The sequence below is a fragment of the Methylobacterium indicum genome (genome assembly GCF_017347565.1).
Lineage (GTDB): Bacteria > Pseudomonadota > Alphaproteobacteria > Rhizobiales > Beijerinckiaceae > Methylobacterium > Methylobacterium indicum.
This window is the reverse complement of the sequence record NZ_AP024145.1, coordinates 1,623,925-1,642,179: the sequence shown is the minus strand read 5'-3', so window position 1 is coordinate 1,642,179 and position 18,255 is coordinate 1,623,925. Positions and strand designations below refer to the sequence as shown.

Here is an 18,255-nt window from a genome sequence, read left to right as displayed (position 1 = left end):
TCCAGAAACACGGAATGTCCCGTATCGAGCGGGACGCCTTCCGCTTCGTCTTGCACCACCCGCGGTTCTGGATCCCGGGCTCCGCTGCGCGGCCCCAGGATGACCCCGAGAGGCAAAAACAGAGAAGATAACAAGTAGGGCGCCGTTCCCCTCTCCCGTCTGGGAGAGGGGATCCCGCGCCTGATTTTTACTTGGGATCGTCAACACAACGCACCTGACATCATCCTCGTAAAACTCAAGACCCGGCACCAAGACCGGCCACCCCCCGGAGGAAACCATGCCACGCCGTCCCATCCGCCGGCTCGCGCCGGCGCTCGCCGCCCTCCTGTCCTTCCTCGCCCCTGCCGCCGCCGCCGAGCGGCCGGTGAAGATCGGCGTCCTCAACGACATGTCGGGGCCTTACGCCGACTACCAGGGCCAGGGCTCGGTCATCGCGGCGCAACTCGCCATCGAGGATTTTTCCAAACAGGCCGGGCGGCCGGTCGAGCTGGTCTCGGCCGACCACCAGAACAAGACCGATATCGGCGCTTCGATCGCCCGGCGCTGGTTCGACCAGGACGGTGTCGACCTGATCGTCGACGTGCCGAACTCCGCCGTGGCGCTCGCGGTGGCGAACCTGGCGCGGGAGAAGAACAAGGTGTTCATCGGCTCGGGCGCCGGCACCGCCGAGCTCACCGGCAAGCAATGCTCGCCCAACACCGTGCACTGGACCTACGACACCTGGTCGCTCGGCCACGCGCTCGCCAAGGCGCTGGTGCAGCAGGGCGGCAAGTCCTGGTACTTCCTCACCGCCGATTACACCTTCGGCAAGGATCTCGAAGGCTCGGCCACCGAGGAGGTCAAGGCGATGGGCGGCAGCGTGAAGGGCGCGGCGCGCCATCCGCTGGGCACCGCCGACTTCTCGTCCTTCCTGCTCCAGGCGCAAGGCTCGGGCGCCGACGTGATCGGGCTGGCGAATGCCGGCGACGACACCTCCAATGCCCTCAAGCAGGCGGCGGAGTTCGGCATCGCCCCGGCCCAGCGCCTCGCCGGCCTGATCCTCAACATCACCAACATGCCGGCGCTCGGCCTCGAGGCGACGCAGGGCGTCTACATCGTCACGCCGTATTACTGGGACCTCAACGACGGCACCCGGGCCTTCGCGGCGCGCTATGCCGCCCGCCACCCGCGCCACGCCATGCCGAACGACATGCAGGCCGGCGTCTATTCGGCGGTGGAGCACTACCTGAAGGCGCTCGCGACCGTGACGGATGCCGGCGACGGCCGCAGCGTCGTGGCCGCCATGAAGGCGATGCCGACCGACGATCCGATCTTCGGTCAAGGCCGCATCCGCGAGGACGGGCGCAAGCTCCATCCGATGTACCTGCTCGAGACCAAGACCCCGGCCGAGAGCAAGGGCGGCTGGGACTACTTCAAGCCGGTCCGCACCGTGCCGGCGGAGGAGGCCTGGCGCCCGCTCGCCGAAGGCGGCTGCCCGCTGGTGAAGGGGTAGGGCGATGGAGACGCATCGTTTCACCGAGCGCGAGGACGGCAGCCTCGTCGTCACCGCGACGGCCCCTCTGCCGCCCTACCCGGAGCGCCTGACCGCGCACCTGACCCGTCACGCCGCCGAGGCGCCGGAGAGACCGTTCCTGGTCCGGCGCGGGGCCGGCGGAGCGGTCGAGCCCCTGACCTACGGCGCGGCGCTCCGCGCCGTCGAGCGCATCGCCGCCGCCCTGCTCGCCCGGAACCTGTCGGCCGAGCGGCCGGTGATGATCCTGTCCGGCAACGGCTTCGAGCACGCGCTGCTCTCGCTCGCCGCGCTCCATGTCGGCATCGCGGTGGCGCCGGTCTCGCCGGCCTATTCCACCGTGTCGCAGGACCATGCCCGCCTGCGGGCGATCGTGGACTTGCTCACCCCCGGCCTCGTCTTCGCGGCGGAAGGCGCCCCTTACGCCGCCGCCATCGCGGCCGCGGTGCCGGCGGGCACGGAGGTGGTGATCGGCGACGGCGCGGCGATCGGCCGGCCGGCGACGCCGTTCGCGGAGCTGATGTGGGCGGAGGATCCCGCTCCCGTCGCCGCCGCCCACGCGGCGGTGGTGCCGGACACGGTGGCAAAGCTCCTGTTCACCTCCGGCTCCACCGGCGTGCCGAAGGCGGTGGTGAACACCCACCGGATGCTCGCCTCCAACCAGGCGATGCTCCAGGCGCGCTTTCCCGCGCTCACCGCCGAGCCGCCGGTGATGGTCGACTGGCTGCCCTGGCACCACACCTTCGGGGGCAACCACAACTTCAACCTGGTGCTGGCGAATGGCGGCACGCTGCACATCGACGAGGGACGGCCGACGCCGGGCGGCATCCGCGAGACCGTGCGGGCCCTGCGCGAGGTCGCGCCCACCCTCTACCTCACGGTGCCGAAGGGTTTCGAGGCGCTGGTGCCCCACCTGCGCGACGATGCCGAACTCCGAAACAATTTCTTTAGCCGGCTCCAGGTCACCTTCTTCGCCGCCGCCGGCCTGCCGCAGCCGGTCTGGGACGCCATCGACGACCTCGCCCGCCGGACGATCGGCCGGACGGTGCCGATGGTGACGGGGCTCGGCGCCACCGAGACCGCGCCGCTCGCCCTCGTTACCGACGACCGCCCGGCCAAGGCCGGCCAGGTCGGCCTGCCGGCGCCGGGCGTCACGCTGAAGGTCGCGCCCGTCGGCGCCAAGCGCGAGGCGCGGGTGCGCGGGCCGAACGTCACCCCCGGCTACTGGCGCCGGCCGGACCTGACGGCGGCGGCCTTCGACGAGGAGGGGTTCTACCGCCTCGGCGACGCCCTGGTGCCGGTCGATCCCGCCGATCCTCACCGCGGCTTCACCTTCGACGGGCGCCTCAACGAGGATTTCAAGCTCACCACCGGGGTCTGGGTCAGCGTCGGTCCCCTGCGGGCCGCCTTCCTCGACGCGTTCCAGCCGCTGGTGCGCGACGTCGCCATCGCGGGCGAGGCGCGGGACGAGGTCGCCGCCCTGGTCTTTCCCGACATCGCCGCGTGCCGGGCCCTCTGTGGCGAGACCGGCGACGACGCGCGCGTCCTCGCCCATCCGGCCCTGCGCCGCGACTTCGCCCGCCGCCTCGGCGCCTTCGCGCAGAAGGCCACCGGCTCGTCGAACCGCATCGCCCGGCTGCTGCTGCTCGCCGAACCCCCGGCCCTCGACCGCGACGAGGTGACCGACAAGGGCTCGATCAACCAGCGCGGCGTGCTGCGCAACCGGGCAGCGGCCGTGGACCTGCTCTACGCCGCGCCGTTTGAGGCCGCCATCATCACCCCGGAGACCGCATGACCGCGCCGCACGACAAGCCGCAGGACCGAGCGCCCGACCACGAGGGCTTCACCCATGCCCGTACGCTGACGGTGGAATGGGGCCATTGCGACCCCGCCGGCATCGTGTTCAACCCGCGCTTCTTCGACTTCTTCGACTGGTCGACCGCGCTGCTCTGCGAGGCCGCGACCGGGCTGCCGAAGGCCGGGATGCTGGCGCGCTACGACCTCCTCGGCATCCCGCTGGTCGAGACCGGCGCCCGCTTCCTGAAGCCCTCGCGCTACGGCGACCGGGTCGAGATCGTCTCGACGGTGGTGGATGTCGGGCGATCGAGCTTTGCCGTGCGTCACCGCCTGCTCAATGGCGGGGAGCTCGCCGTCGAGGGCCGCGAGCGCCGGGTCTGGGCCGGCCGCCACCCCGACGATCCCGCCCGGATGAAGGCGGCGCCGATCCCCGAGGACCTGGTGCGGCGCTTCCGCGGGGAGTGAGCCTCACTCGGCTTCTTCCGCCCCCTCGTCCCCCGCCAAATCTCCCGCCACCTCCCGCGCCCCCTGCTCCAGGCGCCGCAGGAGGTCGAGGAGCGCGGTCCGCTCCTGCGAGTTCAGGAAGGCGGCGATGCGCTCCTCGTGGGCGGCCTCGCGGCGGTGGAGTTCCGCCATCAGGGCCTCGCCGGCATCAGTCAGGAAGAGCGATTGCGAGCGGCGGTCCGTCGGGTCCGGCTCGCGGCGCACCAGGGCGCGGGCCTCCAGCGCGTCGAGGAGCGGGCCGATATTGGCCCGCTTGATGCCGATCGCCGCGCCGACCTGGCTCGGCCGCGCGCCCGGGCTGCCCTCGATCACCGTGAGCACGCCGAGCTGGCTCTGGCGCACGTCGAGATCGGCAAACAGCTCGACGAAGCTGCGCGACACCGCGACCTGCGCCCGCCGCAGGGTGTAGCCGATCAGGCCTTCGAGACGGGCAAGGCCCGGGGAATCTTCGCTCGGCAACGCTGGACGGGCCCGTGTTCGACCGTGGGACTGGTCCGCCACCTGCCCGCGAACGGGCCCGGGCGCAAGCGGGGTGGCGCGCCCGGATCCCGGCCCCCGGCGATCAGACCGCCGCCCGCGCCTCCCGGTCCCACGCGGCCTCGACCTCGAGCGAGCGCGTGTCGCGCTTGCAGGTGGCGAGAGCGGCGTCGCGCCCGTCCTCGCGGTAGGTCACGGCGAAATCGCCCTTGCCCACCTCGCCCTCGATCCGGGGCTCCTCGGCCGAGCCGGCATGACCGACGTAACGCAGGCTGGTGCCGTAATGCCCGCTCCAGAAGAACGGCGTCTCGGTGAACGGCGCCGTCTCGCCGAGCAGCATGCGGGCGACGTGCTGGCCCTGGCGCTGGGCATGGACCCAGTGCTCGACCCGCAGGGGCCGGCCGCTGCGCGGATCCGGATAGGACGCGACGTCGCCGATGGCGTAGATGCCGGGCGCCGACGCGGCGAGGGTGGCGTCGACCGCGATGCCGCCGCCCGCATCCTTCTCGGCGAGCGCCAGGCCGGCCGCCTCGGCGAGATCGATGCGCGGTGCCACGCCGGTGCCGAGCACCACGAGGTCGGCCTCGATCCGGCTGCCGTCGTCGAGGGCGAGCGCCGTCCCGTCGAAGCCCTCGACCTTGCGGCCGAGCCGGAACGTCACGCCCTTCTCCTCGTGCAGCCCCTGGACGAAGCGGCCGACCGCCTCGCCGAGAACCTTGGCCAACGGCACGGCATCGGGCGCCACGACCGCGACGCGCTTCTCGCGGGCGATCATCGCGGCGGCGACCTCGAGGCCGATGAAGCTCGCCCCCACCACGGCGACCGAGCGGGCCTTCTCGGCCGCCGCGATCAGGGCGTCGGCGTCCTGGAGGCTGCGCAGGGTATGGACCTCGGGCCGGTCGAAGCCCGGCAGGTCGGGCGTCTGCGGCGCGGCGCCGGTGGCGATCACCAGGGCGTCGTAGGCCAGCCGCTCGCCGCCGGCCGTCACGATCTCCTCCGCGCCGAGATCGAGGGAGACCACCCGGTCGCGCAGGAGCCGCGGGCCCTCGCCGCCATAGAAGCCGTCCGGGGCGAGCATCGTCTTCTCGCGGGGCGCCTTGCCGGAGAGATACTGCTTCGAGCAGAAGGTGCGGTCGTAGGGCGGATCGGGATCGTCGCTCACCAGGGTCACGGCGGCGCCGTGGCCGGCCCGGGCCAGCCACTCGGCGCAGGCGTGCCCCCCGGCCCCGCCGCCGATGATCACCACCTTGCCGGGAGGAGCTTTGGCCGGCTCGGCGCCTTCAGGCCTGGATGCGGCGTCGCGCCGGCCGGTCACGGTGATGCGGCCGTCGCGCTCCTCGGCGCGGTAGCACGGCAGCGGCGCGAAGGCCGGGGCGCCGACCGCCTCGCCGGTCTCCAGGCTGAACCGGGCATGGTGCCAGGGGCACCGTATCTCGCCCTCGGCCACGATGCCCTTGGCGAGCGGTGCGCCGAGATGGGTGCAGCGGGCCCCGATCGCCGTCACCGCGCCGTCGCGGCGCAGGAGCAGCACCTTGTCCTCGCCGAGGGTGCCCTCGATCATCGCGCCCTCGGGCAGGTCGCCCGCCGGGATGCCGCGCGCGAAATCCGGCTTGTCGTCCGTCGTCCCGGTCTTCCCACCGCCCTCGGCCATCGTCCGCTCCCGTCCGTCGCATCGTTCGTCGGCGGGCAACGCGCGGATGACCTTGCGGTGCCGTCAGGCGATGCCGCGGATGTCGAGAAGCAGGCGCTCGGGCCCGCGCAGGGACGCGCCCGACCGGTAGGGCGGCGGATCCTCGGCGAGGCGGGGCTCCCGCAGACGGGCGACCAGCGCGGTCAGGGCCGCCTCGGCCTCGATGCGGGCGAGCGGCGCGCCGACGCAGTAATGCAGCGCACCGCCGAAGCCGAAATGCTGGTTGTCCTCCCGGTCGGGATCGAACCGGTCGGGATCGGGGAAGCGGGCCGGATCGCGGTTGCCGGCGGCGAAGAGCAGCACCAGGGGCACGCCCTGCGGAATCGTGACGCCGGCGACCGGGATCGGCGCCCGGGTGAGCCGGGTGCGGAAATGCACCGGCGGCTCGTAGCGCAGCAATTCCTCGATCACCCGCGGCGCCCGCTCCGGATCGGTCCGCAGGCGCGCCAGCTCGTCGGGATGGCGCAACAGCGTCAGCATCCCGTTGGTGATGAGGTTCACGGTGGTCTCGTGCCCGGCGATCAGGAGCAGGATCGCCGTGGCGACGAGGTCCGGGTCGCTCATCCGCCCGGCCTCCGGGTCCTTCGCCGTGGCGAGCCCCGACAGCATGTCGTCGGCGGGTGAGCGGCGCTTCTCGCGGATCAGGTCGCGCATGTAGGCGGCGATGGCGTCGAACGTCTCGGTGTTGCGCGCCCGCAGGTCCGCGTCGTTGCGGCTCTCGGGCTCGAGGGCGGTGGCGAGCTGCGTCGCCCAGGCATGGAAGCGCGCCTCGTCCTCCCGCGGCACGCCGAGCATCTCGCAGATCACCGTGACGGGGAGCGGATAGGCGAGGTCGTCGACGAGGTCGAAGCGGGTCGCGCCCGAGCATGCCTTCAGGCACTCGTCGACCAGTGCCTCGGTGCGCCGCTTCATGCCCCGCACCCGCGCCACCGTGAACTGTCCCATCACCTGGCGCCGCAGCAGGCCGTGGTCGGGCGGATCGCGGAAGATGAAGGGGCGGTGGCGGTCGGTGATCCAGTCCTTGAGCGGGTTGACGAAAAAATCCTTGAGCGGGTTGCCGGTGGCCGGGTGCTCGGCCGGCGGCAGGTCCTCCGAGCTGACCCGGGGATCGTGCAGGAGGGCGCGGATCGCCGCGTAGCCGCTCGCCACCCAGGTGCCGTCGTCCTGGCGCGCGACGGGCTGCGCCCGCAGGCGGGCGTAGAGCGGGTAGGGATCGGCGCGGTTCGCGGGATCGCGGACCTGCGCGAACAGGGTGCCGTCGGTGTCGGTCATGGAGTGGAGAACCTCGGATCGGGCGGCGCCGGTCAGGCGGCCTGCGCGGAGGGCAGGCCCGGCGGCACCGGTGCCGGGGAGGGTTGGTCGGCGCCGCCGGTGATCGGCGGGAACGGCGCGCCCTCCCGGATCGGCGCCTCGTAGGCCGGCAGCCAGCGCCCGGCATTGACCGCGACCGCCGCGATCGTGCGGCCCTCGCGGCCGTAGACCGCCAGGAACCGGCCGGTGCGCGGATCGCCCTGCACGATCGCCACCGCGTCGGCCTCCTCGGTCAGCCCGAGGGACTTGATGTTGAGGCCGAACTGGCTCGACCAGAAGGCCGGCAGCTCGGCATAGGCGCCCGCCGCCTCCGGTCCGTCCAGCATGGCGCGGGCCGCATGCGCCCCTTGCGCGACGGCGTTGCCCCAATGCTCCAGGGCGACCGGGCGGCCGCCGTAGAGCGGATGGGGAAAGCGCGCCACGTCGCCGGCGGCGAAGATCGCCTCGTCGGGCCGGCCCGCCTCGTCGAGGGCCCGGCAGGCGCCGTCGCAGGACAGCCCGCCCTCGTCGGCCGACAGGCCGCTGCCGGCGAGCCAAGCGGTGTTGCGCACCGCGCCCAGGGCCACCACGACGAGGGCGGCCTCGATCGTGCCGCCATCGGCCAGATGCGCGGCGCGCACCCGGCCGGCCCCGTCCCCTTCGAGCCGCGCGACACGGGTGCCGGGGCGCAGATCGACGCCCGACGCCTCCATCCGCCCGGCCATGAATCCGCCGAGCACGCGGCCGAGCGCCCGGGCGAGGGGCGCCGGTTCGGGATCGACCACCGTGACCGGCAGTCCCAGGGCACGGATGCTGGAGGCGACCTCGCCGCCGATGAAGCCGGCACCCAGGATCAGCACCCGGCCCGGCCTCGCCGCGAGGCCGGCGGCGAGCGCCGCCGCGTCGTCGCGGCCGCGCAGGGTGTGGACACCCGACAGCCGCGCCTCGTCGGCCTGCGGCCAGGGCCGGGCGCGGGCGCCGGTGGCGATCAGCAGGCGGTCGAAGGGCAGGCGGGTGCCGTCGGCGAGGCGGAGCGCACGGCCGGCGCGGTCGAGGCCCGCGGCGGGGATGCCGAGGCGCCACTCGGCGTCGAGGGTGCCGACGCCCGGCAGGGTCGTGGCCCCGGCGTCGACCTCGCCGGTGAGGACGTGCTTGGACAGGGGAGGGCGGTCGTAGGGGCGGTGGGGCTCGTCGCCGACGAGGATCAGGCGGCCGGCGAACCCGCCCCGCCGCAGGGCCTCGGCCCCGTGCAGGCCCGCGAGCGAGGCACCCGCGACCACGATGGTCCCGTCCCTCACGCCGCCCGCTCCGCCGACGCGTCGTGCTCGACCCGGATGGCGCGAACCGGGCAGGCCTGCACCGCCCGGTCGATGGCGGCCCGCTCCGCGGCCGGCGGCGCCGGGTCGTAGGCCAGGATCTCGTCGCCCTGCAGCACGAACCGCTCCGGCGCGGCGTAGCAGCACTGGGCGTAGGCCTGACACCGGTTCAAGTCGACGACGACGCGCATCCGCGGCTCCCGGACCATCCGACGGAGAAAACCGAAGTCGCCGGGTCGGGTTCCGGCACCGCTTGAGACGGCAGCACGGCCGACGCGCTCGCCCGTGCTTGTTATGTCAACGGCATCGATTCCATCGAGAATCCGACCCACGTCGACAGATAATCCTTGCGTTTGAGGTCAACGCGAACTTAAGGATACGACACCGATTTGCAGTGACTCCCGAGCCTCAGGCATGGACGATAACGCCGACACTCACGATCAGATCGTCACGCTGACGGCCGATATCATCTCGGCATATGTCAGCAGCAATCATCTGCAAGGTGCGGAGCTGCCGAAGCTGATCGCCGACGTCTTCAGTGCATTGAACGAGGTCGCGAAGGGCGGTAAAGCCGCTCCTGAACCGGCTCATCCCAAGGCGACGCCGGCGGAGATCCGCCGATCGATCAGCCACGACTTCCTGGTCAGCTTCGAGGACGGCAAGTCCTACAAGACCCTGCGCCGTCATCTGACCCTGCGCGGGCTGACGCCCGAGGCCTATCGCCAGAAATGGGGCCTGCCGCTCGACTACCCGATGACCTCGGCGAGCTATTCCGAGCAGCGCTCGGAACTGGCGCGCTCCCTCGGCCTCGGCCAGCAGCGCCGCCGCAGCGCGGCGCGGGCCGTCGAGGAAACGGACGACATGGCCGAACTCCCCACCGCGGAACCGGCCGAGGCGACGGAGGCCGGCATGCTCCCGGAGAACGAGGCGCAAGACGAGCCCAAGCCTCGCCGCGGTCGCCGCAGCACCTGAGCGCCTGTTCCTCCAGGCGATGGGGCGCGGGCGGTGAGCGATCCCGCCCGATCCCCCATCCCGGGAGGGCGATCACCCCGCGATCGACCGTCCCCTCGGGACGAGGATTGAATGTCGAGGCGCGCGATCGAACGAGGCCGCGCGATTCGACCGGCATGAGGGAGCCCGAGAGGGCGTAATCCCTGCGCCGCGTCAGCCCGGCCGCGGCGACCCGCGATCGGCCCGCGCCAGGGCCGCGAAGGCCCGGGCCACCGCGACGGCGCCCGGATCCTCCACCCCGGCGAGATCGGCGGCGGCGAGGTAGCTCGACCGTCCGGTGCCGGCCCGTGTCATGCCGGCGGTGGCGGCGGCGCCCGCTTCCGCGGCCCGCGCCGCTCCGGGAAGGCCGCCGGCCGGCAGCGCGTCGAGGGCCGGTACCAGTGCGTCGAGCAGGGTGCGGTCGCCGGGCTTCGCCCCGCCATGGGCCTGGAGGCGCGCCGCGCCCGCGGTCAGCGCCGCGGGCCAGTCCGCGCCCTCGGCCAAAGCCGAGCCGGCGGCGGCGAAGAAGATCGACATCAGCACCCCGCTCGATCCGCCGGCCACCCGGGCGAGGCGCTCCGACAGCGCGTGGCACAAGGCGGCGGGCTCGGCCTGGGGCAGCCGGTCGAGATCGGCCAGCACCGCCCGGGCGGCGGTCGCGAAGGTGGTGCCGGTGTCGCCGTCACCGACCCGCGCATCGAGGGCGTTGAGGTCCGTCTCCGCCGCGGCCAGCGCCGTGCAGACCGCGGTGATCGCCCCGGCCACCGCCGGATCGTGCGACGCCGCGGGCGCCTGGCTCCGCCGGGCGAGCCGAGCGGGCAAGGGGAGCGTCGCGGATGCGACCACCGGGACCGCGAGCGGCCAGGCCGGCGCGTCGGTCGCGGCCGTCAGCGCCGCCTCGGTCTCGGCCGCGAGGGGCATGAGCGAGAGCGAGGCGCCGTACATGTCGAGGGCCGTCATGGCGGCGGCGGGCCCGAGGAGCAGGCGCACCCGGGCCCCGAGGGGCGTCGCCAGCACCGCCCGGGCGAGCACCTGCATCTCCAGCGCCGTGGTGCCGCCGAGGTTGTTGACGAGGAGGGCGAGGGGACCGTCCGCCGGCAGGGTCTCGGCGAGGCGCGCGGCCATCAGCCGGGCGAGGTCGTCGGCGGCCGGCAGGGCGATGCGCTCGATGCCGGGCTCGCCGTGGATGCCGAGGCCGAGCTCGGCCTCGCCGGGGGCGAGGCGGGCCTCCCGGGTCCCGCCCGGCAGGGTGCAGCCCGAGACCGCGATGCCGAGGGAGCGGATCCCGGCGGCGGCCGTGCGGGCGGCATCCGCCACCTCGGCCAGGGACCGGCCGGATTCGGCGGCGTGGCCCGCCACCTTATGGACCAGGAGCGTGCCGGCGATGCCGCGGGGCTGGGCCGCACCGGGGATCGCGATGTCGTCGGCGACCGTGACCGTCTCGACGGCCAGGCCGAGGGCCCGGGCACGCTCCGCGGCGAGCCCGAAATTCAGCCGGTCGCCGGCATAGTTCTTGATGATCAGAAGGCAGCCCGCCGGCCCGGTCACCGCCAGGATCCCGGCCAGCACCGCATCGACGGAGGGCGACGCGAACACGTCGCCGCAGACCGCCGCGGTGAGCAGGCCGCGGCCGACGAAGCCCGCATGGGCCGGCTCGTGCCCCGAGCCGCCCCCGGAGACGAGGGCGACCCGGTCCGCCGCCCAGCCGGCCCGTACGACGACCCGGATCGCGGGATCGCCGTCGAGCCGGGCGAGGCGCCCGCCGCTGCCGGAGACGAGGCCGTCCACCGCCTCCGCCACCAGGGCGGCGCGGTCGTTGATGAAGTGGGCCATCCGGTCGGTCCTCCCCCGAGCATCGTCCGCCGATGCAGGTGCCGGTTCGGCGGACGATGCAGACACGGCAATCCGGGCGGAGCCGCTCCGGTCCGCCCCGCTCGGCGGCGCCCGGTCGCGATCCGCCCGCCGCGGCCGATCCTGCCAAAAGCGTGGCCCATCCGCCATCACGGCGACGCATCGGCCCGGCCGGGGCCGAACGGCTTTGCCGAATCCGCTCCTTCGGGCGATAAGACGCGACACATTCGGGTCGGCCCCTTCCCCGCACCGCCGGACCCGACCCTCGACCCTCGCCGGGGCCACGACGCAGCGGCGCGAGCCCGATCCCCAGGTGAACGCCGCGACGACGATGAGCGACCCCCTTGCGTTCCTGGCCGGCGGCGGCCGTGCGGCCGAGATGATCCGCGCGCGCGACTGGACGGGCCATCCGCTCGGGGCCCCGGCGACCTGGCCGGATTCCCTGCGCACGGCGCTCGCCCTGGTGCTGAACTCGCCCGAGAGCATGATCCTGGCCTGGGGGCCGGACCTCCACTTCTTCTTCAACGAGACCTACTTCCCGCTGCTCGGCCCCCGCCTCGACTGGGCGATGGGCGAGCGCTTCGACCGCGTCTGGGCCGATGGCTGGGAGCAGGCCAAGCCCATCATCGAGGACGCCTTCGCGGGGCGGAGCCGCCGCTTCGTCGACCTGCCCTGGAAGCTCGGCACCGACCGGGGCGAGGCCGACACCTGGTGGACCTTCTCGTACTCGCGCGTCCTCGACGGCGAGGGGCGCGTCGCGGGTCTCTTCATCCTCACCAACGAGACCACCGCCCAGGTGACCGCGACGCGGCAGTTGCGCGAGAGCGAGGCGATCGCCCGGCAGAACATCGAGCGGGTCCAGCTCGCCCTGTCGGCCGGCGCGATCATCGGTACCTGGTTCTGGGACCTGCCGACCGACCGCTTCACCGTCGACGAGGCCTTCGCCCGCAGCTTCGGCCTCGATCCGGCCTTGGGCCGCGAAGGCCTGAGCCTGGAGCAGGTGATCGAGACCGTGCACCCCGACGACCGGGCCGGCCTGATCGCGGCGATCGACGCGGTGGTGATCCGCGGCGGCACCTACGCGCACCAGTACCGCACCCGGCGCGCCGACGGGCGATATTACTGGCTGGAGGCGAACGGGCGGGTCGACCACGCGCCGGACGGCACCCCGCTGAGCTTCCCGGGCGTCCTGATCGACGTGAACGAGCGCCGCGCCGTCGAGGCCGAGCGCGACCGCGCCATCGCCCAGCTGCGGACGCTGACCGAGACCCTGGAGCAGCGCGTCGCCGAGCAGACCGCCGAGCTGATGCGGGCCGAGGAGGCGTTGCGCCAGTCGCAGAAGATGGAGGCGGTGGGCCAGCTCACCGGCGGCCTCGCCCACGACTTCAACAACCTGCTCGCCGGCATCTCGGGCTCCCTCGAACTGATGCAGACCCGCATCGGCCAGGGCCGCCTCAAGGAGGTCGACCGCTACGTCGCCGCCGCGCAGGGCGCGACGCGCCGTGCCGCGGCGCTGACGCACCGGCTCCTCGCCTTCTCGCGGCGCCAGACGCTCGACCCGCGCCCGACCGACGTCAACCGCCTCGTGGCCGGCATGGAGGAGCTGATCCGCCGCACCGTCGGCCCGGCGATCGAGATCGCGGTTTCGGGGCCGGCCGACCTCTGGACCGTCCTTGTCGATCCGCCCCAGCTCGAGAACGCACTCCTCAACCTCTGCATCAACGCCCGGGACGCGATGCCGGACGGCGGGCGGATCGGGATCGAGACCGCGCATCTGAGCCTCGACGCGGCCGCCGCCCGCGCGCACGAGATGCCGCCGGGCGACTACCTGTCGCTCTCCGTCGCCGATACCGGCACCGGGATGGCGCCCGAGGTGGTGCGGCGCGCCTTCGATCCGTTCTTCACCACCAAACCCATCGGCCAGGGCACGGGCCTCGGCCTGTCGATGATCTACGGCTTCACCCAGCAATCGGGCGGGCAGGTGCGGATCACCTCCGAGGTCGGGCGCGGCACCACCGTGACGCTCACCCTGCCGCGCCACCACGGCGCCTCGGATGCCGAGGCGGTGCAACCCCTCCGGGGCGAGACGCCCCGGGCCGAGTGCGGCGAGACCGTGCTGATCGTCGACGACGAGCCGACGGTGCGGATGCTGGTGACCGAGGTGCTGGAGGATCTCGGCTACACGGCGATCGAGGCGGCGGACGGCGCGGGGGGCTTGCGCGTGCTGCAATCGGATGTGCGCATCGACCTCCTCGTCACCGATGTCGGCCTGCCCGGCGGCATGAACGGCCGCCAGATGGCGGATGCGGGCCGGGCCTTGCGGCCGGGCCTGAAGGTGCTGTTCATCACCGGCTACGCCGAGAACGCGGCCCTGGGGACCGGCCAGCTCGAGCCGGGCACCGCGGTGCTGACGAAGCCCTTCGTGGTCGAGGCGCTGGCCCTGCGCATTCGCCGGATGATCGAGCAGGGATAGGACGCCGCTCCGTCACACCACGTTAAGCCCAATCTGATTGAACGCGAGGCAACTCAAGAATGTCTCGGGACGCCCGCATGTTCGCCTCCGCCCGTCGTGCCAGCTCCACCGCCAAGCTGGACGCCCTCGAGCGATCCCAGGCCACCGTGGCGTTCGACCTCGACGGGGTGCTGCTCGAAGCGAACGGAAATTTCCTGCGGCTGATGGGCTACGACCTGGAAGAGGTGCGCGGCCGCCACCACCGCCTGTTCGTCGATCCCGCCGAGGCCGCGGACCCCGCCTACGCGGCGTTCTGGGCGTCCTTGCGCCGGGGCGAGTTCCAGAGCGCGGAGTACCGCCGGCTGGCCAAGGGCGGGCGCGAGGTCTGGATCCGCGCCAGCTACAACCCGGTGCTCGACGCCCGCGGCCGGCCGATCCGGATCGTCAAGTTCGCCCTCGACATCACCGCCGAGAAGCAGGCGGCGATCGATTCCGCCGGCCAGATCACCGCCATCAACCGCTCGCAGGCGGTGATCCACTTCGCCCCCGACGGGACGATCCTCGACGCCAACCCGCGCTTCCTCGCGGCGATGGGCTACGATCTCGAGGAGGTGCGCGGCTGCCACCACCGCCTGTTCGTGACCGAGGCGGAGGCGGAATCGCCGGATTACCGCGAGTTCTGGGCGCGGCTCGCCCGCGGCGAGTTCCACGGCGGCGAGTTCAAGCGGCGGGGCAAGGATGGCGGCGACGTCTGGATCCAGGCGACCTACAACCCGATTCTCGACGCGACCGGGCGCACGATCAAGATCGTCAAGTACGCCGCCGACATCACCGCCGCCAAGCAGCACGCCGCCGACACCGCGGGCAAGATCGAGGCGGCGCTCCGCTCGCAGGCGGTGATCGAGTTCGACATGGACGGCGTCGTGCTCGACGCCAACGCCCACTTCCTGAAGGCGATGGGCTACGGCCTCGACGAGATCGTCGGCCGCCACCACCGCCTGTTCGTCTCCCCCGACCAGGCCGGGAGCCCGGGCTACGCCGAGTTCTGGGCGAACCTGCGCGCCGGGCGCTACGCCTCCGCGGTGTTCCAGCGGGTCGGCAAGGGCGGCCGGGAGGTGTGGATCCAGGCTACCTACACCCCGGTCTTCGACCTCGACGGGCGGCCGAGCAAGGTGATCAAGTTCGCCACCGACGTCACCCACAGCATGACCGTGCGGGCCCGGGCGATCGGCGCCGCCGAGCAGGCCTTGAGCCGCGTCCAGGCGGTGTCGAGCGCCGCCGAGGAGATGCACCGGACCTCGACGGCGATCGCCACCCAGATGGACCGGTCGCGCCACGCGGTCGACGAGATCCAGGAACGGATGGGCGCGGCGGGCACCGCCACCGGACGGCTCGACGAGGCCGCCCAGGCGATGAACGGCGTCGTCGAGGCGATCACCGCCATCGCCGAGCAGATCAACCTGCTGGCGCTCAACGCCACCATCGAGGCCGCCCGGGCGGGACCGGCCGGCCGGGGCTTCGCCGTGGTGGCGGCCGAGGTGAAGAACCTCGCCGGCCAGGCCCGGGCCGCGACGGACCGGATCTCGGGCGAGATCGGCGCGATGCAGGCGGTCTCCCGCGAGGTCGCCGACGCCCTCGGCTCGATCCGCGGTGCGGTCGACGCGGTCCAGGGCTTCATCGCCGAGACGACCGCCGCCAGCGAGCGGCAGCGCGCGACGACCGGCGAGGTCAGCCACAACGTCCAGACCACGGCGGCGGGCGTCGCCGATCTGGCCGGCAGCCTCGACGAGTGGCTGGTCGGCGTCGAGGAGCGGCGGATCGGCGAGCGGGTGCGGACCTCGAAGCCCGGACAGGTCACGGTGCCGGCGGGTCCGGGCCCGGAGGAGACGCTCTCCTGCATCATGCTCAATCTCTCCGAAACCGGCGCCAAGCTCGGCCTCGACCGGCCGCTGCGGCTGCCTGTCCGGATCCTGCTCCGGATCGAGGGCGGACCGGCACGACCCTGCGAGGTCGTGCGCCAGCACGGCGTCGAGGTCGGCGTGCGGTTCATGGCGTGATTGCCGGAGGGTGCCAAACTACCAAGATATTTTGCACCGAAAAATATCCAATTAGCCGGCTATGCGACATGATCGGTGCGGCGTCGTAGCAGGTATCCCAGAAATCGTGTCATCTCCCGACCGGCCCCGCGAGGGCCGCAACGACACCAGGGAGCGACACGATGCCGACGCCCGCCCGCGACGCGGTCGCGGTGGAGGATGCCAGCCTCACCGCCTTCTACCGCGACATGACCCCGCCGGAGCGCCACACCTTCTGGGCCTGCGCCGCCGGCTGGGCCCTCGACGGCATGGACTTCATGATCTACCCGCTGGTGATCGGCACGATCATCAAGCTGTGGAGCGTCGATGCCGGCACGGCCGGGCTCGCCGCCACCGTGACCCTGCTCGCCTCGGCGCTCGGCGGCTGGCTCGCCGGCTACCTCGCCGACCGGATCGGGCGGGTCCTGACGCTCCAGATCACCATCCTGTGGTTCTCGTTCTTCTCCCTGGTCTGCGCCTTCGCGCAGGATTTCTCGCAGCTGCTGATCGCCCGCGCGCTGCTGGGCCTCGGCTTCGGCGGCGAGTGGGCGGCGGGCGCCGTGCTGATGGGCGAGACCATCCGGGCGCAGTATCGCGGCCGTGCCGTCGGCTCGGTGCAGTCGGGCTGGGCGATCGGCTGGGGCATGGCGGTCCTGTCCCAGGCCATCCTGTTCTCGGTGCTGCCGCCCGAGACCGCCTGGCGCTGGATGTTCGTGATCGGGGCCGCCCCCGCCCTCCTGGTCTTCTACCTGCGCCGCTACGTCGAGGAGCCGCGGGTCGCCGTCGAGAGCCGGGCCCGGGCCGCCGCCACCGGCGACCGTCCGGCGATCTGGGAGATCTTTTCCGGTCCGCTCCTGCGCACCACCATCCTCGCCTCGCTGATGTCGGCGGGCTGCCAGGGCGGCTACTACGCCATCACGACCTGGCTGCCGCGCTTCCTCACCACCGAGCGCGGTCTGTCGATCGTCTCCTCGACCGGCTACCTCGCCGCCCTGATCGTGGGTTCATTTGCCGGCTATCTCGCCGGAGCCTGGCTCGCCGACCGCCTCGGGCGCCGGCCCCTGTTCCTGATCTTCTCGCTCGGTGCCATCGCGGTGATCCTGGTCTACACGCAGATCCCGCTCTCGAACGCGGTCCTGTGGGTGCTGGGCTTCCCTCTGGGCTTCTTCGCCTCGGGCTACTTCTCGGGCATGGGCGCGTTCCTCACCGAGCTCTACCCGACGCGCCTGCGCGGCTCGGGCCAGGGCTTCTGCTACAATTTCGGCCGCGGGATCGGCGCCCTGTTCCCCGCCCTCGTGGGCTATCTCTCGGCGAGCATGAGCCTGGCGAGCGCCATCGCGATCTTCGCGGCCGCCGCCTACGGGGTGTTCTTCCTCACGGCCTACGCCCTGCCCGAGACCCGCGGAAAAGTGCTGCATGCCGATGGCTGAGATCCGCGACTGTCCCGGGCCCGCCCCGCATCCGCGCGGACCCACCCGGTTCACCGTGCCGGCGGGCGCGGTCGACACCCACGCCCACGTCATCGGCCTGCCGCCGGACTACCCCTTCGTGGCCGCGCGCAGCTACACGCCGCCGCACGCCGCGGCGGAGTCGTACCTCGCCATGCTCGACGCCACCGGCATGATGCATGGCGTGCTGATCCAGGTCAGCGTCCACGGCACCGACAACCGGCTGATGGTCGAGACCCTGCGGGCGCATCCGCGGCGCCTGCGCGGCATCGCGGTCGTCCCGCTCGGGCTGCCCGAGGCGGAGCTGGCATCGCTCAAGGAGGCGGGCGTGGTGGGGCTTCGCCTCAACGTGCTCTATGGCGGCGGGGTCGGCTTCGAGGCGGTGGAGGCCTACGGCGCGCTCTGCCGCGAGATGGGCTGGCACCTGCAGTTCCTGATCGACGCGCGCAGCCTGCCGCCGCTCGCTGGGCGCCTCTCCCGGCTGCCGGTGCCGTTCTGCATCGACCATATGGGCCATTTCCCGACCTCCTGCGGGGTCGGGGACGAGGGCTTCCGCACCCTCGTGTCGCTCGTGCGCGACGGCGCCTGGGTCAAGCTCTCGGGCGCCTACCGCAACTCCGTCGCCGGCCCGCCCTACGCCGACACGGTGCCGTTCGCCCGCGCGCTCCACCAGGCGGCGCCGGAGCGCTGCGTCTGGGGCTCGGACTGGCCGCACGTCGCGCATTGGGGGCCGATGATGAATGTCGGCGACCTCCTCGACCTCCTGGCCGAGTGGGTGCCCGACGAGGCCGACCGGCACCGGGTGCTGGTGGAGAATCCGGCCCGGCTCTACGGGTTCTGAGCGACGGGGCGGCC

The 18,255-nt window shown here is 72.9% G+C and carries 14 protein-coding genes; 8 read left to right on the top strand and 6 right to left on the bottom strand.

Features of this window, described 5'->3' with window-relative positions; translation table 11 throughout:
- Nucleotides 1-277 precede the first annotated feature (277 nt).
- Genes miv_RS07605 through miv_RS07595 form a run of 3 tightly spaced genes read left to right on the top strand, consistent with a single transcriptional unit; the run spans nucleotide 278 to nucleotide 3,772 of the window.
- Nucleotides 278-1,492: an ABC transporter substrate-binding protein gene (locus miv_RS07605; RefSeq protein ID WP_207182104.1), complete on the top strand. Its 1,215-nt coding sequence runs from the start codon at nucleotides 278-280 to the stop codon at nucleotides 1,490-1,492.
- 4 nt (nucleotides 1,493-1,496) lie between these two features.
- Nucleotides 1,497-3,305 (top strand): feruloyl-CoA synthase, encoded by a 1,809-nt coding sequence (locus miv_RS07600; protein ID WP_207182103.1) that lies wholly within the window; start codon nucleotides 1,497-1,499, stop codon nucleotides 3,303-3,305.
- Nucleotides 3,302-3,772 carry an acyl-CoA thioesterase gene (locus miv_RS07595; RefSeq protein ID WP_207182102.1) on the top strand — a complete coding sequence of 157 codons (471 nt, stop codon included), beginning with the start codon at nucleotides 3,302-3,304 and terminating at the stop codon, nucleotides 3,770-3,772. Before miv_RS07600 ends, miv_RS07595 begins: the two co-directional genes overlap by 4 nt.
- 3 nt (nucleotides 3,773-3,775) lie before the next feature.
- Here miv_RS07595 and miv_RS07590 read toward each other — a convergent pair whose 3' ends face one another.
- The 5 genes from miv_RS07590 to miv_RS07570 all read right to left on the bottom strand — a co-directional run bounded on the left by miv_RS07590 (nucleotide 3,776) and on the right by miv_RS07570 (nucleotide 8,775).
- Nucleotides 3,776-4,270, bottom strand: a complete 495-nt coding sequence (locus miv_RS07590) for a MarR family winged helix-turn-helix transcriptional regulator (protein WP_207182101.1) — start codon at nucleotides 4,268-4,270, stop codon at nucleotides 3,776-3,778.
- A gap of 103 nt (nucleotides 4,271-4,373) precedes the next feature.
- Nucleotides 4,374-5,939 carry an FAD-dependent oxidoreductase gene (locus miv_RS07585; protein WP_207182099.1) on the bottom strand — a complete coding sequence of 522 codons (1,566 nt, stop codon included), beginning with the start codon at nucleotides 5,937-5,939 and terminating at the stop codon, nucleotides 4,374-4,376.
- Between the two features lie 63 nt (nucleotides 5,940-6,002).
- A complete protein-coding gene (locus miv_RS07580; RefSeq protein ID WP_207182097.1) occupies nucleotides 6,003-7,250 on the bottom strand; it encodes a cytochrome P450 in 1,248 nt (415 codons plus the stop codon).
- A gap of 32 nt (nucleotides 7,251-7,282) precedes the next feature.
- Nucleotides 7,283-8,566, bottom strand: coding sequence for an NAD(P)/FAD-dependent oxidoreductase (locus miv_RS07575; protein ID WP_207182096.1), 1,284 nt, complete (start codon nucleotides 8,564-8,566; stop codon nucleotides 7,283-7,285).
- A complete protein-coding gene (locus tag miv_RS07570; RefSeq protein ID WP_207182095.1) occupies nucleotides 8,563-8,775 on the bottom strand; it encodes a ferredoxin in 213 nt (70 codons plus the stop codon). Before miv_RS07570 ends, miv_RS07575 begins: the two co-directional genes overlap by 4 nt.
- Before the next feature lie 223 nt (nucleotides 8,776-8,998).
- On the opposite strand from miv_RS07570, the gene miv_RS07565 reads away from it, so the two are divergent.
- On the top strand, nucleotides 8,999-9,556 hold the full coding sequence (locus tag miv_RS07565) for a Ros/MucR family transcriptional regulator (RefSeq protein WP_207182094.1): 558 nt from the start codon (nucleotides 8,999-9,001) through the stop codon (nucleotides 9,554-9,556).
- Between the two features lie 192 nt (nucleotides 9,557-9,748).
- Here the strand turns inward: miv_RS07565 and miv_RS07560 are convergent, their stop codons facing one another.
- The gene (locus miv_RS07560) at nucleotides 9,749-11,407 is read right to left on the bottom strand and encodes a dihydroxyacetone kinase subunit DhaK (RefSeq protein ID WP_207182092.1); all 1,659 of its coding nucleotides are present in this window, start codon (nucleotides 11,405-11,407) and stop codon (nucleotides 9,749-9,751) included.
- A gap of 349 nt (nucleotides 11,408-11,756) precedes the next feature.
- On the opposite strand from miv_RS07560, the gene miv_RS07555 reads away from it, so the two are divergent.
- From miv_RS07555 to miv_RS07540, 4 genes are all read left to right on the top strand, one after another.
- Entirely contained in the window at nucleotides 11,757-13,898 is a 2,142-nt protein-coding gene (locus miv_RS07555; protein WP_207182091.1) for a hybrid sensor histidine kinase/response regulator, read from the top strand.
- A gap of 77 nt (nucleotides 13,899-13,975) precedes the next feature.
- Nucleotides 13,976-15,934: a PAS domain-containing protein gene (locus miv_RS07550; RefSeq protein WP_207182089.1), complete on the top strand. Its 1,959-nt coding sequence runs from the start codon at nucleotides 13,976-13,978 to the stop codon at nucleotides 15,932-15,934.
- Between the two features lie 161 nt (nucleotides 15,935-16,095).
- Entirely contained in the window at nucleotides 16,096-17,382 is a 1,287-nt protein-coding gene (locus tag miv_RS07545; protein ID WP_048430501.1) for an MFS transporter, read from the top strand.
- Nucleotides 17,375-18,241 (top strand): amidohydrolase family protein, encoded by an 867-nt coding sequence (locus tag miv_RS07540; protein WP_207183429.1) that lies wholly within the window; start codon nucleotides 17,375-17,377, stop codon nucleotides 18,239-18,241. The genes miv_RS07545 and miv_RS07540 overlap by 8 nt, the downstream gene beginning before the upstream one ends.
- Nucleotides 18,242-18,255 lie beyond the last annotated feature (14 nt).

What these genes read in the sequence shown, in the direction of transcription:
- miv_RS07605 (WP_207182104.1), top strand. Translation starts at nt 278, where the DNA reads ATGCCACGCCGTCCCATCCGCCGGCTCGCGCCGGCGCTCGCCGCCCTC.
- miv_RS07600 (WP_207182103.1), top strand. Translation starts at nt 1,497, where the DNA reads ATGGAGACGCATCGTTTCACCGAGCGCGAGGACGGCAGCCTCGTCGTC.
- miv_RS07595 (WP_207182102.1), top strand. Translation starts at nt 3,302, where the DNA reads ATGACCGCGCCGCACGACAAGCCGCAGGACCGAGCGCCCGACCACGAG.
- miv_RS07585 (WP_207182099.1), bottom strand. Translation starts at nt 5,939, where the DNA reads ATGGCCGAGGGCGGTGGGAAGACCGGGACGACGGACGACAAGCCGGAT.
- miv_RS07580 (WP_207182097.1), bottom strand. Translation starts at nt 7,250, where the DNA reads ATGACCGACACCGACGGCACCCTGTTCGCGCAGGTCCGCGATCCCGCG.
- miv_RS07570 (WP_207182095.1), bottom strand. Translation starts at nt 8,775, where the DNA reads ATGCGCGTCGTCGTCGACTTGAACCGGTGTCAGGCCTACGCCCAGTGC.
- miv_RS07565 (WP_207182094.1), top strand. Translation starts at nt 8,999, where the DNA reads ATGGACGATAACGCCGACACTCACGATCAGATCGTCACGCTGACGGCC.
- miv_RS07560 (WP_207182092.1), bottom strand. Translation starts at nt 11,407, where the DNA reads ATGGCCCACTTCATCAACGACCGCGCCGCCCTGGTGGCGGAGGCGGTG.
- miv_RS07555 (WP_207182091.1), top strand. Translation starts at nt 11,757, where the DNA reads ATGAGCGACCCCCTTGCGTTCCTGGCCGGCGGCGGCCGTGCGGCCGAG.
- miv_RS07550 (WP_207182089.1), top strand. Translation starts at nt 13,976, where the DNA reads ATGTTCGCCTCCGCCCGTCGTGCCAGCTCCACCGCCAAGCTGGACGCC.
- miv_RS07545 (WP_048430501.1), top strand. Translation starts at nt 16,096, where the DNA reads ATGCCGACGCCCGCCCGCGACGCGGTCGCGGTGGAGGATGCCAGCCTC.
- miv_RS07540 (WP_207183429.1), top strand. Translation starts at nt 17,375, where the DNA reads ATGGCTGAGATCCGCGACTGTCCCGGGCCCGCCCCGCATCCGCGCGGA.